Origin of the sequence: Pseudohongiella acticola (genome assembly GCF_001758195.1) — a bacterium.
Lineage (GTDB): Bacteria > Pseudomonadota > Gammaproteobacteria > Pseudomonadales > Pseudohongiellaceae > Pseudohongiella > Pseudohongiella acticola.
The window spans coordinates 987,497-1,004,989 of record NZ_MASR01000001.1; the positions used below are offsets into that span (position 1 = coordinate 987,497).

11 protein-coding genes are annotated in these 17,493 nt (G+C 54.8%); 6 read left to right on the top strand and 5 right to left on the bottom strand.

From position 1 onward, the window contains the following. Positions 1-31: 31 nt before the first annotated feature. The 3 genes from pip to PHACT_RS04105 all read right to left on the bottom strand — a co-directional run bounded on the left by pip (position 32) and on the right by PHACT_RS04105 (position 4,072). The gene (gene pip, locus PHACT_RS04095) at positions 32-988 is read right to left on the bottom strand and encodes a prolyl aminopeptidase (protein WP_070116040.1); all 957 of its coding nucleotides are present in this window, start codon (positions 986-988) and stop codon (positions 32-34) included. A gap of 43 nt (positions 989-1,031) precedes the next feature. Continuing rightward, positions 1,032-2,588 carry an EAL domain-containing protein gene (locus PHACT_RS04100; protein ID WP_169819387.1) on the bottom strand — a complete coding sequence of 519 codons (1,557 nt, stop codon included), beginning with the start codon at positions 2,586-2,588 and terminating at the stop codon, positions 1,032-1,034. 155 nt (positions 2,589-2,743) lie between these two features. After that, positions 2,744-4,072 carry a BaiN/RdsA family NAD(P)/FAD-dependent oxidoreductase gene (locus PHACT_RS04105; protein WP_070116042.1) on the bottom strand — a complete coding sequence of 443 codons (1,329 nt, stop codon included), beginning with the start codon at positions 4,070-4,072 and terminating at the stop codon, positions 2,744-2,746. Positions 4,073-4,281: 209 nt separating this feature from the next. Between PHACT_RS04105 and PHACT_RS04110 the strand changes: the two genes are divergently transcribed. Next, complete coding sequence (locus tag PHACT_RS04110) at positions 4,282-4,782, top strand: bactofilin family protein (RefSeq protein ID WP_070116043.1); 501 nt, start codon at positions 4,282-4,284, stop codon at positions 4,780-4,782. A gap of 27 nt (positions 4,783-4,809) precedes the next feature. After that, positions 4,810-5,448: a hypothetical protein gene (locus tag PHACT_RS04115; protein WP_139141434.1), complete on the top strand. Its 639-nt coding sequence runs from the start codon at positions 4,810-4,812 to the stop codon at positions 5,446-5,448. 120 nt (positions 5,449-5,568) lie between these two features. Here the strand turns inward: PHACT_RS04115 and PHACT_RS04120 are convergent, their stop codons facing one another. After that, positions 5,569-7,296, bottom strand: a complete 1,728-nt coding sequence (locus tag PHACT_RS04120; RefSeq protein ID WP_070116045.1) for an amidohydrolase — start codon at positions 7,294-7,296, stop codon at positions 5,569-5,571. Positions 7,297-7,429: 133 nt separating this feature from the next. Between PHACT_RS04120 and PHACT_RS04125 the strand changes: the two genes are divergently transcribed. Continuing rightward, positions 7,430-8,365, top strand: a complete 936-nt coding sequence (locus PHACT_RS04125; protein WP_397389502.1) for a fumarylacetoacetate hydrolase family protein — start codon at positions 7,430-7,432, stop codon at positions 8,363-8,365. Beyond that, the gene (gene ybaK / locus PHACT_RS04130; protein WP_070116046.1) at positions 8,362-8,835 is read left to right on the top strand and encodes a Cys-tRNA(Pro) deacylase; all 474 of its coding nucleotides are present in this window, start codon (positions 8,362-8,364) and stop codon (positions 8,833-8,835) included. Before PHACT_RS04125 ends, ybaK begins: the two co-directional genes overlap by 4 nt. A gap of 19 nt (positions 8,836-8,854) precedes the next feature. Here the strand turns inward: ybaK and PHACT_RS04135 are convergent, their stop codons facing one another. Further along, positions 8,855-10,120, bottom strand: coding sequence for a serine hydrolase domain-containing protein (locus PHACT_RS04135; RefSeq protein WP_083264333.1), 1,266 nt, complete (start codon positions 10,118-10,120; stop codon positions 8,855-8,857). A 613-nt stretch (positions 10,121-10,733) separates the two neighbouring features. Here PHACT_RS04135 and PHACT_RS04140 point away from each other — a divergent pair. After that, positions 10,734-13,775, top strand: coding sequence for a TonB-dependent receptor domain-containing protein (locus PHACT_RS04140; RefSeq protein ID WP_245730576.1), 3,042 nt, complete (start codon positions 10,734-10,736; stop codon positions 13,773-13,775). Between the two features lie 306 nt (positions 13,776-14,081). After that, positions 14,082-17,483: a hybrid sensor histidine kinase/response regulator gene (locus PHACT_RS04145; protein ID WP_070116049.1), complete on the top strand. Its 3,402-nt coding sequence runs from the start codon at positions 14,082-14,084 to the stop codon at positions 17,481-17,483. Positions 17,484-17,493: the final 10 nt, after the last annotated feature.

The following is a 17,493-nucleotide window of genomic DNA, read 5'->3' on the forward strand; positions in this document are numbered from 1 at the left end:
ATGTCGGCCACACCAGGCTGACCCGAAAAATTCAGCCAGACCATTTATCGGTGTATTCAAGCATTCTGGTTGTAATGCCAGGTTCAGACAGCGAATGACCCGCATCAGCCACAATGTGCAATTCAGACCCGGGTAGAGCCCGATGCAGCTGCCAGGCATTTTCAACCGGACATATTACGTCATAACGTCCATGAACGATCACCGTTGGAATATCTTTTATCGCGGGAACATTGTTCAGCAAGTAATTATCCTCAGGGAAAAAGCCTTTATTGGTGAAATAGTGACACTCGATACGTGCAAATGCATCGGCGAACGTATCATTGCCGAATTTACTGGCGGCACCGGGATCAAAAATCAGCTTTGAGGTCGAGCCCTCCCAGATTGACCAGGCTTTTGCTGCACGCTGTCGCACTTCAGGGTCCTGCGATGTCAAGCGCCGGTAGTAAGCGGACACCATATCCGCACGCTCAACTTCGGGAATAACCTCCAGGTATGTCTGCCAGAGATCCGGAAACAGCTTTGAACACCCTTCCTGATAAAACCAGTCAATTTCCTTTTTCCGGAGTAGAAAAATACCACGTAAGAACAGTTCAGTGCACATGTCCGGGTGAGTAATGGCATAAGACAATGCCAGCGTGGAACCCCACGAACCACCGAACACAGCCCACCGCGGCAATCCCAGGTGTTGCCGAATTCTCTCGATATCAGCAACCAGGTCCCAGGTCGTATTTTCATCGATGTCTGCAAAGGGTGTACTTCGCCCACAACCACGCTGATCAAACAACACTATGTGCCACTTGTCCGGATCGAAATAACGACGATAGTCTGGCATGACACCGCCGCCCGGGCCGCCATGTAAGAATACAACGGGTTTTCCTGCCGGGTTGCCAACCTGTTCAAAGTATAAAGTATGTCGGCTGGAAACCGGCAGGAATCCGGTAGCGAAAGGTTCAATAGCAGGGTAAAGCTGACGTGGTGCGCTACTCATCACGGGCGTTTCCTGACAGCCAATCGATAATCGAGTGCCTGCATCATGCCAGCCCTTTAAGAAATTCATCCGGCGCTATTGCACGGCTGAACAACCACCCCTGGGCAAACTCCACGCCCTGACTTTTCAGGTAGTTGGCCTGGGCCTCGGTTTCCACACCCTCGGCTATCAACTTCATATCCAGCGTGCGTGCCATGTTGATGATATGCAATACGACCCGGTTGGTCGCTGCCTCTGTGTCAATGGCTTCTACAAACAACCGATCTATCTTAAGGCAATCAAACTGCATGGTTTCCAGATATGACAGACTGCAGTAACCGGTGCCAAAATCATCTATTGCCACCCGCAATCCCTGCTCACGCATGGCCTTGATGACGCTCTTGGCAGCGCTGGCATCCACCAGCATACGTTCGGTCAATTCAGCCACTATCTGCCCCGGTCTGGCGCCGCTGTCACGTGCCATCACCATCAGCTTTTCCAGTGTGCCGCCAGATTGCAGGTCCCTGGCGGAGAGATTGATGGTCAGGAAGAAGTCCGGCGCGTCGCGTAATGTCGTGCCCATGTCTTTACTGGCCACCTCTATCACCCGCTCCGTCAACAAGCCAATCAGGCCACTGTGCTCAGCAACGGGGATAAATTCGTCCGGCTGCATGATCCGCCCGTCACGGCGCCGCCAACGCACCAGCGCTTCTGCGCCGACCCAATTGCCACTGTTAAGATCCACCACTGGCTGGTATTCCAGATAGAACTCATTTCGGCGCAGGCCCTGCCGGATCTGGGTGGGCAAAGATACCTGCAGGCGGGCAAAGTAGATGACTGACGAAGTCAGCACAATGGCAGTCACCACGCCGATGGGAAGCAGCACCCAGATGAACGTCAGTATCCGCTCATCCAGATACCTGGCGGGAACGGCGGCAATGGCGCCAGTGACATTAACCTGACCGGAGCGTACCACTCCGACTATATAACCCTCATCAACAAACGCGGCCACAGTGGCATTGTCCACGGCATTCGCCCAGCGAGGCCTGACCTCGCTGCTTCCCGTTCTGATATTACCTGTCGTCGGGTCAAAGGTAGCAAACAGAACGCCTTCCTGGTTGACCATAAGATCCACCGCCTGGTTGCGGTGTGCCATGGCAATAAAACCATCACGTTCCAGCGAAATATAAGGCGTCTCCGAGGAAAACGGTACCGGTGCATTCAGGCGCAACTGCGTGCCGTTGGGAGTGACGCTGTCGGGCGGACCCAGGGCGAGCCCTTCTTCGTGAGAACCCAGTGTTGAGCACAGCATGCGCTCGCCACTGACGGCACCCGCCACTTTCATGAATTCCATGCTGATTCCAAGCTGTCGCATCTGTGTCAGCATGGTGTCGGAACATGGATCGCCGTTGTTAGCAGCCACAAGAGCATCAATGGCTGCTACCATTTGATCAACAGCACGATCGGAGCGGTTGGCAACTGACTGGGCATAGCTGGTAACGCGCTCAAATTCAGTCGCCAGTCCTTGTTCACGGGCGAGATAAACTGCCGCCAACACCGGACCAATCGCGGTCATAAAAGCAACCACAATAATAAACTTTAATGCTCTGGATCGGCGCATTGTATCCTGTCCCTGATCATTGATACGGCACATCTTTGTCGTTGTGATTTTGCGGGTGCCATATCTAACCGGTTTGAACCGGCGGTTTCAGACTACACTTTTCGCTAAAAAGGTCAATTGCCAGCCTCATCAGTGCACCGAAAATGTGTGCAGCGTCACGATGGCGCACCCGAATGATTCAGATACGCGACCGCCCCGGCGCCAGCCACCTGCCCGCTGGCCAGGCAGGCGTTGAGTAAATACCCGCCCGTGGGCGCATCCCAGTCCAGCATTTCCCCCGCACAAAACACACCCGGCAATCGGCGCAACATCAATTCATTGCTCAGTTCGTTTGCGGGGATGCCACCCCCGGTGCTGATGGCTTCATCCAATGGCCGCGCCGAGTGCAGCCGCTGCGGCAAACACTTGATGGCACTGGCCAGTGAGTCGGGATCTCGCGCCGTCTGCGGCGCCAACTCATTCAGTAGCGCCGCTCTGGCACCACTGAACGCCAGACGCTTACGCAAAAAGTTGGCGAAGGTCTGCTTGCCTCTGGGCTGCGCGAGTATCCGACTTATATCTGCATGCGACCGGTCTGGCATCAGGTCCCAGTAAATCTGTACGAATCCGTTCAACTCAATGCGCTGTTGCAACGCGCGCGATGCCTGATAGATCAACCCTCCCTGCACCCCATGCCGAGTGATGATAGCCTCACCGGTTCGCCATACAGATGCGTCAGTGTCAGCCGGCTTGCCTGCAGGCACCTCGCTACCAAGAGACAGCGCAACCGGTTTAAGCGGCTGACCCGCAAAACGTTCACGCATCCATTCACTCCACGGGTAATCAAAGCCGCAATTGGATGGCGTGAACGGCGTGGTTTTGATGCCGGTCCGGGACAGAATCCGTGACCACTGTCCATTCGACCCCAGGCGGGCCCAGCTGCCCCCGCCCAATGCCAGCACAACCAGCCGCGTGTTAACGCGCCTGGTTGTGTTGATACGCTCCGATCCGGCAGTGCCGGGCTCAGTCACATCAAAACTCAATTGATACCCCTCGGCCACCAATGCCAGATCTGTCCAGCGATGTCGGGTGTGGATCCTGACTCCCTGCTCGCGCAGACGTTGCAACCAGGCTCGCAACAAGGGCGACGCTTTCATCTGAACCGGGAAAACACGCCGGGACGACCCGACAAAGGTCTCAATTCCCAATGCGTTTACCCATTGTCTGAGATGATCCGGGCCGAATACACCCAGCCAGGGGCGGACCAACTCCGGGTGAGTGTAGCGTTCGGTAAATGCCTGCAGATCTTCGTTGTGAGTCAGGTTGAGGCCACCAACACCGGCGCGCAGAAATTTGCGCGCTACCGAGGGCATAGCGTCAAACACATCCACCTGATACCCGGCTTCAGCCAATTGCTCAGCCGCCATCAAACCAGCCGGCCCGGCACCGATGACGGCGACAGCTTCTTCCTTTGCACCTGCGGATAACGCCCGGGGCTGAGTCACCAACGCCTCCTTTCCAGGCTCATATGGATTACCGATTAAGTTCAGAAGCGTCATGATAACCTGACTCAGACCTCACATGCAGTAGCGGGCGACTGCAGCCAGACTGTGCTTTTCCGCAGGACCCCGCTAAATAACCCCCAGACCATTGTCAGATTCCACCTTACTTGCTAAAGTCCAGTGCAATAACCACAACGGCATTGGTGATACTTATGTTCGACAGGAACAAAGACAAACAACAGGACAAACCCGAATCTTCAGGCGCTGCGGCACCTGCTGTAGAATCCAGTTATAGCAGTGCCCCCAGACCAGCGGCAGCCAGCAGTTCCGGCAGATCAGCCACACTGGGCGCTACCATCAAGGTGAAAGGCGATATCAGCGGTGATGAGAATCTGCTGATTGAGGGTCAGGTAGAAGGCACCGTCAACCTGGCGTCGCACGAACTCACCGTTGGCAAATCCGGTAAGGTTCATGCTGATGTTACTGCCAAGGTGATTCGTATCGACGGCGAAGTCCATGGTGACATCTCTGGCAAAGAGAAAGTGTTTGTATCCAGCACCAGCAACATCAAGGGTAATATTGTAACCCCAAAAATGACGCTGGAAGAAGGTGCCCGCTTCAAGGGTACAATCGACATTGATCCCAGCCATTCCAATGGCAATTCATCAGTGGCTTCTCTCAAATCAGGCAACCCGACCGATAAAACCAGCTAAACCGTGAACCTGGCCGAGCAATTGACAATGACAGGAGGCGAGACGCTACCCAGCCGATTAATGCCTGATATTCTGCAAAGACTTGCAGACGTGTCACCGTTAATGGTGCTGGACGTAGGTTTTGCCGTCCATGAAACGGTGGAGCACTTTGGCAACCGCCGATGCAAACTGCACTTCTGTGGTTTGCCGGACGCGCTAAAATCGCCCCCCACGCTCCCGGTGCCTGCCGCCAGAACCGGGAAATTTGTTGATGAGGCCGCTCGTCAGGAAAGTCTGCTTGATGCATGGCGCGAACGCTTTCGAGCGGTATTGAATTTCCCGGCGGATACACAATTTGATCTGTGCCTGTTCTGGGATGCATTCAATTACATGGACGACCTGGCACTCAAGGCCTTCTTTGAAGTACTCCATCCCCACATCCGAAAGGAAACCCTGGGGCATGGCCTGATTCAGCTAAAGGAAGACCAGCAGGTGACGAATCGCGAATACGGGATTCAGGCACAGGACCAATTGGTCATGCGCCTTGGCTACCACAGCGAACTCGCCGTTCATCCCCGCCCGCAGGCCAGAGTCGCGTCCATGCTCAAGGGTTTTGCAGTCAGTCACGGCGTTCTGCGTCGTGACGGTCTGCTGGAAGTCTCGCTAAAAACCGAGTCGATTTTCTAGACTGAATCAACCCCGCCATCCTGCACTAGACTTCCAGCAATGCCCTGATACCGTCAATGGTCTGATCCACATGCGCCTCGGTACTATAGACTGAGGGATACTGCACATGACCGTATGCCTTCATTCGCCGATCTGACGCCCACCGACCCAGGTCTGGGCAACATCAACCTGCCACAGTTGCGATGGCTCAATGGCGAATACATCCTGTTCCAGCAAAATGAAGTCGGCCAGCTTGCCGGGCTCCAGTGAACCCAGGTGCTCTTCCTGATGCGCTGCATAGGCGGCATCCAGCGTAAAACTGGTTAATGCCTCACCCAGGGTCATGCGCTCTCCCGGAAACCAGCCACCGGGCGGTTGATCCTGACGATCCTGACGTGTCACCGCCGCGTGCAGACCAAAAAAGGGATTGGGTGATTCCACCGGAAAGTCCGAACCATTGGCAATAACGGCGCCCGCGTCCATCAATTTACGCCAGGCGTAGGCGCCCTGAATTCGAATTTCACCGAGCCGGTCCTGCGCCATGTTCTTGTCGCTGGTGGCATGGGTCGCCTGCATGGAAGGAATCACATTGAGCTCGTTGAAACGTAGTATGTCCTCATACCGCAGCACCTGTGCATGTTCGATGCGGTGGCGCTGCGCATGCGTATCGGTGCGCTGAATCAGCGCTTCGTAGTTGTCCAGCACCAGCATATTGGCGCCATCGCCAATGGCATGCACGTTAACCTGAAATCCGGCCTGCATGGACATTTCCATCAATTGCGTCAAGCGTTCGGGCGAGAGCAGCAACAGTCCCTGGTGGCCGACCTGGTCAGAATAATCTTCGTTTAGATAGGCGCCGCGACTACCCAGCGCGCCATCAGCGGAAATTTTCACGCTGCGCACCACCAAGGTGTTATCGGCACTGGTAAAATGGCCCTCGGCCAGGCGGTCAGACAGCTGATCATCGCCACCGGCCAGCATGACATAAACACGAATCGGCAGCGGCCCATCCATCAGCAATTCCTGATAGGCCTGTAATGTCGTGCTGGAAACACCGGCATCATGCACGCTGGTCAAACCCTGCTCGGCGAGTGCCAGCATGGCCTGGCGCAGGGCCATTTTCTGATCTTCAAGGCTCAGCGCCGGAATATGCTGCGTGATATAGCTCATGGCCGTATCAACAAAGGTGCCGGTCGGTCGACCTTCCGAATCACGAATGATCATGCCGCCGTCCGGGTCAGGTGTACTGGCATCAATTCCCGCCAGTTCCATGGCGGCCTGATTGGCCCAGCCGGCGTGTCCATCAACCCGACTGAACCACATGGGTGTATCTGCCTGGGCCTGCGCCAGCGAATCGGCACTGGGAAAGTCGTTGCTGTCCCACAACACCTGGTTCCAGCCTCTGCCCTGAATCCAGCTCAGCTCCGGATTGGCCTGCTGAAATGCTCTCACCCGCTCAACCGCTTCCTGTTCCGAACGTGTGCCGGTCATGTCGACACGCAACAGGCTGAGTCCATAGCTGAGCACATGACCATGGGCATCAATCAGGCCTGGCAAAAGCGTTTTGCCTTCACCATCAATCACCGTCATGTTGTCATCGGCGGGCAACTCATCGCCTTCTGTAAAAAGTCGGTCGATGGTGTCACCCGTGAACTGGATGGCACTAAAATGCATACGCTCACGAGTGCTGCCGGCGCCCTCGCCCTGCAACATGGTATAACCGTTGACATTGGTCAGCAGCGTTGTTTGTGCGGCAGCAGAGGCTGACAACAGAAGCGATGACGACAGCCAGAAAAATGCACATCCGATAACATATCGGCAGGCAGCAAAAGGCGCCTGGCGGCGCTGGGAAGTAAAAAGTGCAGACATAACATGGTTTCCGGATCTGGGTTATTGTTTGGACCTGTCATGGCAAGTGTACCGCTATCACCGTAGTTGGTATACGCTTGAATTTATACGTTATACTGGTCTGATAATAATGATAATGAAGGATACTTTTGCCATGCGTTGCCAACTGCTTATATCCCCTGCTATCCGGATTGCGCTCGCCGCGCTCGCCCTCATCTGGACCACGACCCTGACCGCAGCGGAACTGACGCTGGTCAGATTCGGCCCCGAAGGCGCGGAAAAGCCGGGCCTGATTGATACTGACGGGCAGATTCGCGACCTATCCTCGCACCTTGCCGACCTGACGCCTGATCAATTGTCTGATACTAATCTGGCGCGGCTGGCTGCCATTCCCCAGGACAGCCTGCCCGTTGTTGACGCCAATGTCAGGCTGGCAGCCCCCGTTACCGGGGTCAGCAAAATCATTGCCATCGGTTTCAACTACATTGATCACGCCGCCGAGATGGCAGTAGATGTACCCGAAGAGCCGCTGGTTTTTACCAAAGCAGTGTCCGCACTGAGCAACCCGTTTGACCCGGTTATTGAGCCACGCGCCGCCACCAAACTCGACTATGAGGCAGAACTGGTGGTGGTGATCGGCAAACGTGCGCAGTACGTCGATGTCACCGACGCCCTGTCGCACATCGCAGGTTATACCGTCGGCAATGACGTGTCAGAGCGTGCCTTCCAGCGCGAGCGAGCCGGCCAGTTCGTCAAAGGCAAAAGCGCTGACTCATTCGCGCCATTCGGGCCCTGGCTGGTAACCCGCGACAGTGTCGCTGACGTGCAGAACCTTGCGGTCTGGTCAGAGATAAACGGCGACATGCGGCAACAAGGGAATACCAATCAGATGGTTTTTGGGATCGCCGAGATCGTCAGCTATGTCAGCCAGTTCATGACGCTGATGCCCGGCGATCTGATTTATACCGGCACGCCTGAAGGCGTCGGCGACGGGCTGTCGCCGCCACAATACCTCAAACCTGGAGACAGAATACGCATTGGTATTGAAGGATTGGGTGAGCTGCGCCAGGAGGTCGTGCACGGCCCATGACACCCGGCATCAATGTTGCAAAAAAAGCCGGCATCAGCCATCGGCTGCATGAATATGAACACGATGCCGGGCATCCGTCCTATGGTCTGGAGGCGGCCGAGAAAATGGGTGTTCCCGCTCACCAGGTTTTTAAGACCCTGGTGGTGGCACTGGACAACCATAGCCTGGCCGTCGCGGTGATACCGGTGTCAGCCATGCTCAACTTGAAACTGGCTGCACGTGCCGCAGGCGCAAAAAAAGCAGTGATGGCGCCTGCGGCTGACGTTCAGCGCAGCACCGGGTATGTGCTCGGCGGTGTCAGTCCGCTGGGCCAGAAAAAGCGTCTGCCTACTTTTATAGACCTTTCTGCCACACAATTCGCCACCGTGTTTGTCAGCGCCGGCCGTCGTGGCCTGGAAATTGAACTCAGCCCCGACAATCTGGCGAAACTGGCCAACGCAAATTTCTGTGCCCTTGCTGACACCGACTGACAGGCCAGCGCTCAGACACTTATTCGATAGCGTCATACACCAGCGTTTTGAAGCTCTCCCTGAAACCATTGCCATTGGCCGGTGAGATCTGAGCCATAATGACGGTCACCATATTTTCCTCAGGATCGATCCAGAATCGGGTGCCCGCCGAACCATCCCACCAATACTCGCCTTCATTGACGGTGTGATTATAGGTATCCGCATCAAGCACCACCGCCATACCCCCCAGACTCCAGCCCGATCCACGCCAGTATCCCCCGCTACCGATTGGCAACAACTGCTGCGGTACGGCATTCTCTGCCATCATACGCACAACAGCAGGACTCACGACCTGTTCGCCGTTGACCAGGCCGTTATCCAGAAACAACTGTGAAAAACGCAGAAAGTCCATGGTTGATGACACCAGACCAACACCGGCACTGTTCAGTGCGCGCGGCCCGGTCACGGGAATGGCTTCCATTTCATGCGCCTGCAATTGACCATTGTCGTCACGGCGATAGACCGTAGCCAGACGGTCAGCGCGAGACGGATCGACGTAGAATACGGTGTCATCCATGCCCAGCGGCGCAAAAATACGCTGCTCAAAAAAGTTTTGTATATCCTGCCCTGTCACGACTTCAATCACACGCCCCAGCACTTCCGCATGCAATCCATATCGATACGCGGTGCCCGGGTCTTCAAACAACGGCAACGCGGCCACATTGTCGACCACCTGCGCCAGAGTCTGGTCATAGCTGTGCACATTATTGTCGCGATAAAGTGCGCTGTTGCGGCTGCCAAGACCGGACGTATGGGTCAGCAATTGCGCCAGGGTAATGTCCCCCTGCCGCGGCCGAGTGGCGCTAGCATCAGATGATTCTGCATCCACAAGTACCGGCTGACCGGCAAACTGCGGCAGGTAGGTTTGCAGCGTGTCATTGACATTCAGCAGCCCCTCATCGTGCAGCATCAGGATGCCCAATGCAGTGATCGGTCTAGTCATTGAATAGGTTCGAAACAGGGAGTCGAACACCATTTCCGTCCCTGCCTCGATATCCTGCATGCCAAGCGACTCTGCATACACCAGCTGGCCATCACGGACAATAGCGGCGACCACCCCGGCAATATCGCCAGCGTCAACGCGGGCCTGCAGATCCTGCGTTGCCAACGCCAGGCTGTCGGCGTCCAGGCCCACCGTACCCGGCTCGGCAATTTCCAGTGACTGAGCCTGCGCAACCGGTGTTGTCATCGCAGACAACCCGGTGATGGCAATCAAAACACTCATTAATAATTTAACTGTTCGCATGTCCCGATCCTGTTCATGAAGGTGAATTTCCCAGACCGCAACAGAATGTCGCCATCGTAAAGTTAATTATGATTTCGCCAATGCACCAGGCAAGGTGAGGTCAAAGGTGGAGTCAGATGTTAGCTTGTTCGTCGCTCAAGCGGAATCGGATTTCCGGGCAGCGCCGGATACAACAGTTCAATTTAATGTAAAAATTGGATTGACTCAGTAAAAACCCATGGTTTATGCTTCGGCCAATCAATCGCATGGAATTTAATGGCAAAACAATGTGTTATGAAAAGTAACACCCTGTTAATTTTGTGCAGATTGGTAACACTTTCCAGCAGCGCCTGCCTTTGAAAGTGTGCATGATCAAAAAGTGAGACTAACGGTCGCACTGCGTCTGACCCAATAATAAAAATCAAACTGATGAAGAGAGCCACACAAGGCTCCCGAACGCAGACGAATTAGAGCCAGGTAATACTATTCTGATGCCCAGGGAATCTATGGGGTTGCTTTATGCGTGTCTGATTTTTAATTAATTGGCAGGCACAAATCTAACCGCTGTAATAAAAAGTATTAAGGGGGGGGAAACCCGATGAGATTAAAAGAACTATACCGGTGCATCGCTTGCATGTCACTGGTCGCACCCACACTGGTTTTTGCACAGCAACAGCCACAAATTGAAGAGGTTGTTGTAACCGGTTCCTTGATCCGTGGCACACCCGTTGACGACGCACTGCCAGTGGAAACATACACCGCTGCTGACATGGAACTGTCAGGTTCACCATCAGCACTGGAATTTGCCAAGAGTCTGAGCATCTCGGGCGCCACATCGGGCGAATCTTACTACTTCGGCGGCGCTGCGCTGACCGGTAGTGTCAGCTATAACCTGCGCGGCATCGGTGCGGACAAAACACTGTCCCTGTTCAATGGCCGCCGCGTGACACAGAACACCTCTGTTATTCCATCAATCGCACTGGCCCGAACCGAAATCCTGAAGGACGGCGCGGCCGTAACCTACGGTGCGGATGCCACTGGCGGTGTCGTAAACTTCATCAGCCGTGACAACTTTGAAGGCATTGAAGTGCAGGGCGCTTTCAAAGCCATCGACGGCTCTGACGGTGATTTCAACGTTGGCATTCTGGGCGGTTTTGGTGGCGACACCACAGATGTGATCTGGGCTGCACAATGGGAACACCGTTCACAGATGGACACCACTGAACGAGATTTTTCCAGCCAGCCTTACTCTGCCAACCCGGCCCCCTGGTCAGACCTGACCAACCTGGGCGCCTGGATTGCCCGCGGTCCACTGCCTGCTGAGCCCGGTAACACGGCAACCAGCGAATTCGGTCCAGTATACGGCCTGGTTAACGACTTCACAGACGAGTCCTGTAATGCTGTCGGTGGTATTGTAAACCAGACGTCTTACACGACCTGTAAGTACAACTACATTCCTTACTATGATCTGGTTGCAGACAACGATATCTATCGTCTGTTCGGTCAGATTAAGACTGAGATCAGCCCACAGCACAGCTTCACTGCGCGCGCGGCTTACTCTCAGGTTTCTACGCCCAATGCCTATGGTTCGCCTTCACAGCCTGTGATTCGTGGCCCAGCCCGCGCATCAGGTGCGACTTACCAGCTCTACGTTCCCAAGACCAACCCGTACGTGGATGACTTTGCGCAGCGCACTGGTTTTGCCAACAACCCGCTGTACGCGGTCACTCAGGGTTTCACGCCCATCACCTATCGTGGTTTTGCCCACGGTGGTCTGGATGTGTTCGCCGAAGATGGTCGTCACAGCACACCGCGTGACATCGACAACCGCTTCATGCACCTGACCGCCGGCTTTGACGGCGAGCTGGACATCGGCAGCGGTATTTTCTACGACGCAGCACTGACCTATAACCAGTCTCACACCACGGACGACAACCCCGATATCGCCCTGTATCGTATGCAGGAAGCGCTTAACGGTTTTGGTGGTCCGAACTGTAACGCAACCGACTTAAGCACTGACCGTTTTGGCACCCAGAACCCTGCAGCAGCCGGTACCAATGGCTGCATGTGGTACAACCCGTTTGCCTCCAACTTCTCTGGCCAGCCCATCTATGGCCTGTCAAACCCGAGCTACGTGCCGGGTGCCGAGAACTCGGACGAACTGGTGCGCTGGTTGTTCGATAGACGTTACCAGGAAACTGTTAACTGGAACGTGACGGCTGACCTCGTGTTCAGTGGTGAAACACCAATCGAACTGCCAGGTGGTATGGTGTCATGGGGCGCAGGTGCCCAGTGGCGTAATACCAAAGAGCGCGAAACTGTACCCAGCCCGTTCTATAACGGCTCACAGCCTTGCGCATGGCCAGAGCAGGAGCCCAACTCTCCTGAAGCACCCAATTTCGATGGCTGTACGCCTGACGCACCGGGTCCTTTCCAGTTCTTCGACACCAACGTACCGGATGCCAACAAGCAGACCCAGGAATCCGTATTCACGGAATTCAACCTGCCCGTGCTGGACACTCTGTACATAGCTGCAGCAGTGCGTTACGAGCAGTTCTCAGGTGATCTGGATGCAACCGTTTACAAGGTATCAGGCAAGTGGGACGTCACTGAGAACATCGCTTTGCGCGGTTCTTATGGCACCAACTACCAGGCACCTGGCGCAGACATCAATCCAGGCGAAGTTGAAAGTGGCACCACCAACTATACCCGTGCCGGTGGCGCATGGCGTGGTTCCAAGACCTTCACTCGTTCTGACATCGAGCCGGAAGAAGCAACAGTAGCCAGCGTGGGTGCCATCTGGCAATCCGAAGGTTTCAGTGCTGGCAGTGACTTCCAGTTCATCATCGACTACTTCGATATCGAAGTTGAGAAAGAGCTGGGTCTGCTGGCGAACACCAACCTGATCGCCAACTCCGTGTTCAGCATCCCGCCAAGTGGCTCAGGGTCTGTTCCTAACGATGGAACGGCACTGGCTGACTGTTCACACCCATTGATCGACCGTATTACATTCAACGGTGGTCCATGTGTACAGGGCGTGTCTACTGCCTCTGATTTCGCAGAGATTCGTACCGATTTCGGTAACGGTCCTGGTCAGCAAACCAAAGGTTTCGACATCCAGACCAGCTATGGCATGCCAGCATTCGCGGGCGACCTGGAATTCCGTCTGACGGCAACCAAGGTACAAGAGTTCAAGTTCACACCAACGCTGCTCGACGGCTTTGAAGTGGCACCGGCTCGTGACCGCCTGGGCTTCCTGAACTATGAAACAATTGCCAACGCCATTTCCGAGTGGCGCGGCAACTTCACCACCAACTACTCTCAGGGCGACCACAATTTCCGTCTGTCTGTGCAGTACGTCAGTGGCGTGAAGGACGAGCGTTTCTTCAATGAAGACGGTACCCGTGTTGGCGATGCAGCATTGACGCCAGCAGGCTTCCAGCCTGGCACACGTACGCCGTTTGGTCCAAGCACTTATGGTATCAACGGTGACGACTGGATCGTTGCTGATTTCCATTACACGGTTAACCTGCCAGCTGAAACTACGCTGACAGCGTCCATCGTGAACGTGTTTGACGAAATGCCACCGGCATCACGTCAGGAACTGGGCTACGATCCACGCATCGGCAACCCACTGGGCCGTACGTTTGAAATAGGCTTGCGTAAGCAGTTCTAATCAAAAGTATTGTGCTCCAAAGAAAAGCCCTGCTCATTTGAGCGGGGCTTTTTTTTGCCTGCAACAACGGTATGAAACTTGCTGTAGTCCTTTTGCTTGCGCCAGATTCGGGCCAAAACCAGTCATTTAACGCATATATTACGGGTCTTCCCGGCGTTTTGTGCTCCGGAACAGGGCGACAACAACCTGTTCGCGCCAAAAGCAGGCATGTTCAGATCATGCGAACTGTTTTGGACAGCGAACTTCTTGAATGAACCGTCATGAGGCACGGACAGCAAAACATGGCTGTTGCGGGACAAACGGCTGATGAAAGCAACACAACACATTTTCCGGGTCAGACGCACATACAACGTCTGGGTCGGGAATGAGACACTGGAAGACTATGCGCTACGCTTCACGGCTATAAAAGCGCGGCGCTGGAGTATAGAGCACGTCGCCAAGACGGCGCTGGGTGCTACCGCATTTCTTGCGCTCGAAGCCATCGCTGCCGCTGTCACTCTCAGTTACGGGACTCTCAATGCCATAGCTGCCATGGTCGCCGTTGCCTTTGTTATTCTGCTGACCGGATTCCCGATAGCCTACAATGCCGCCAAATATGGTCTGGACATCGACCTGCTCACCCGTGGCGCCGGCTTTGGCTATCTGGGCTCCACGATTACGTCACTGATTTACGCATCATTCACCTTCATTTTCTTTGCTATTGAAGGCGCCATTCTTGCCTCGGCGTTACAGGCGCTGCTCGGAATTCCGCTGTGGCTTGGTTACATCATCTGCGCGGTGGCTGTTATTCCAATCGTGACCCATGGCATCACCATCATCAGCAAATTCCAGGTCGGCACACAGACTTTCTGGCTGCTACTGCAATGCACCGCGCTGGCGGTCATTACCTGGTTTGAGTTTGCCCGGGTCAGCGACTGGACTGTTTATGTGCCGGCCACGACAGACGTCACCACCGGTACCAATAACGGTTTCAGTCTGGCTTTGTTCGGGTCTTCAGCTGCCATTCTGTTTTCACTGGTGGCTCAGATCGGCGAACAGGTCGACTACCTGCGTTTCATGCCGGAAAAGAAAAGGGATAATCGTCGACGCTGGTGGTTCTGGCTGCTATTGGCGGGTCCCGGCTGGATCGTCATCGGACTCATCAAGATGCTGCTGGGTTCATTTCTGGCCTATCTGGCTATTACCGCAGGCGATACTCCCGAACGGGCCGCCGACCCGACCTACATGTACCAGATGGTGTTTAACTACCTGACACAATCGCCCACGCTGTCTCTGGTGCTGGCCGGATTGATGGTGGTTGTGTCGCAAATGAAAATCAACGTGACCAACGCTTACGCCGGCTCCATTGCCTGGTCGAATTTTTTTTCCCGGCTTACTCACAGCCATCCCGGTCGTGTGGTCTGGCTGGTGTTCAATGTGGCGATCGCGCTGCTGTTAATGGAACTGGGCATGTACAGGGCACTGGAAGCCATCCTGGGCCTGTTTGCCATCGTCACACTAAGCTGGCTGGGATCATTGTCTGCTGATCTGCTGATCAACAAACCACTGGGTCTGAGTCCGTCCTATGTCGAATTCAAGCGAGCACATTTGTATGACATCAATCCGGTGGGCACCGTCTCCGTGATCATCGCCTCCGGCGTCGGTATTCTGTGCTACATGGGGATTTTTGGTGACACACCAAGGCATCTGGCTCATTTCATCAGCCTGGGTATCTGCTTTGTTTCGGTGCCTGCGCTGGCTGTAATTACCCGTGGCCGCTTTTATCTTGCCCGACAGTCGCCACAGATTGATGATCTGCTGCAGGTACAGGATGTCGATAACACGCTGGAGTGCTGTATCTGCGAGAGCCGCTTCGAACGCGATGATATTGCCTATTGTCCCGCATATCAGGGCGCCATCTGCTCACTGTGCTGCTCGCTCGACTCTCGCTGCATGGATGTCTGCAAACCGGACGGACGACTAAGCAATCAGCTGGAGCAATGGTTGCACCCTCTTTTACCGGCGGTCGTTTTCACCGCTGTTAACCGGCGCGTGATGAGATACGCGATGATGTTCACCACTGCCAATCTGTTCAGCGCGGCACTGCTGGCGCTGGTTTATTATCACATGCAACCGGCAACAACTGGCGAAATCGCGCTTCTGCAACAATCACTGTGGACACTGTTTTTTATTACACTGATCATTCTGGGAGTGATCTGCTGGCTGCACCTGCTGGCCAGTGAAAGCCGGGAGGTAGCGCAACAGGAATCATCAAGGCAAACCAGCCGCCTGCTGCAGGAAATTGAAGCGCATAATCTCACCGACCTGGAGCTGCAGAAAGCCAAAGACCTGGCCGAGCGTGCAAACGATGCCAAAAGCCGTTACCTGTCTGGCATCAGTCATGAGCTACGCACACCGTTGCAGGCCATACTGGGTTATGCCCAATTGTTGACCCAACGAGCCGACATGCCGGAGAAGCATCGCAATGGCATACAGATTATTAAGCGCAGTGGCGAGCACCTGGCTGGACTGATAGAAGGGCTGCTGGATATTTCAAAAATTGAAGCTGGACGTCTGGAAATATATCGAAACCGGGTCAAGTTACCCGATCTCATCGATCAGATGATCCAGATGTTCCGCACCATGGCGCTGGAGAAAGGGATTGAATTCAGCTGTCATATCCACAACAAACTGCCGGACTATGTGACTACAGATGAAAAGCGCCTGCGTCAGATACTGATTAACCTGCTCTCCAATGCCATCAAGTACACACACGCAGGTAGTGTAGAATTTCATGTTCAGTATCGCAGCGAGGTCGCCGAGTTCTCAGTGGTTGACACCGGTGTCGGTATTAATGAAAAAGATCTCCACCGCATTCTGGATCCGTTTGAACGGGTCAGAAACATCGATGTGCCCAACATTCCCGGAACCGGTCTGGGACTGACCATTGTGCGCCTGCTCACGGAGATCATGGGTGGCGAACTCGACATCTCCAGCGTGCCCAATGAAGGCAGCTGTTTCAAGGTCTCACTGATGCTGTCCCGGATCAGTGAACCGATTGTGGAAACGCCACCCCAGCGCCTGATCAGCGGCTACAGCGGGGCACGCCAGATCATCATGGTGGTGGACGACGACCCGATTCATCGAGGCCTCATGGGGGACCTGCTGCACCCGCTGGGGCTGACCACGTTTGAAGCACGTGACGCACATGATTGCCTGGACGCATTAAAAACGGTGACCCCTGACATCTTCCTGATAGATGTCAGCATGCCTGATATTGATGGCCTGGCGCTGGCGGAGATGTTGCGCAAGAAGGGCTTTCAGCAACCGATCATCATGATATCTGCGGATGCCCACGAGCGCCATCGCAGCACGCAGACACCCAGTGCCCATGACGACTATCTGGTCAAGCCCATCAACAATCAACAGTTGCTGGAAAGCATTGGCAGCCTGTTGTCTCTGGACTGGATACGCAACAGTGACATCGCGGAAGTCGACCCCATAAATACGGCTAATGATTATCATCCGGGACTGGCGGCTATCATCGATCATGCGATCGTGCGCGAACTACTCACCTACGCCGACCTCGGATACAAACGCGGCGTCAATAGCAAACTGGAAGAACTGGCCACCAGCGGCCTGTTGGACGAAAAAGCCCTGGCCTACTGCCAGCAACTGGCCAGTGCCATGCAATTCTCGACCCTGGCCAAAGCGTTCAGGGCCACCTGAGCAGTGGAGA